Source organism: Candidatus Nanopusillus massiliensis, assembly GCF_920984865.1.
Genome location: NZ_OV100765.1, coordinates 512,940 through 513,672, shown reverse-complemented (window position 1 = coordinate 513,672; position 733 = coordinate 512,940).

The following is a 733-nucleotide window of genomic DNA, read 5'->3' as shown; positions in this document are numbered from 1 at the left end:
AGCGATATTTACAAGGTTTATAGCTTCATATANNACATTCATATTATCCTCTTTATCCCAAATAGCTTTNTTAAAGTCTGGTTTATTGGCTGGAAGAACAATAACATATAATTATGATGAATATCCACAATATTTAAAATCTTTTTCAGATTCTGGGGTAAAATTAGTAACAAATGCAGATTATGTAGTAGATAGAAATTTAATAACTGTAAAGGGAAGAGATTCTNNNTATAATTTAGGAGAAAAATTAAAAGATATAGAAGAAGAATTAAAAAGAATTACTATATAAATTATATTTACTTAATTCTTTATTAATATAATAAAACCCAATAAATGATAATATTAATAATAATGGAAATATTGATCCTTATTATAGATATTTTAAAATATTTATTTATATTTTGGTTTCTTAAATAAATAACAATATTATATAATTTCTTTAATATTGATATAATTTGATATTCCAATAATTATTAATCNNNNATATGTAATAAAAATAGATATAAGTATTCCAATATATATTATTGAAAACAAATTATTTGTAAATATTCTTTATTTATTATTTTTTCAATTGTTCTAAATATTTTCTTTAAGTATTCTATAGATATAAAGTATGAAATAATTGAAATAATAATTAATATAATTAAAATTGTTCCTAGAGAAATTAAATTAAGAGAAATATNNNNTATTGATAAGGATAGAAATGGACTAAATNNNAATGTAAATGGACTCA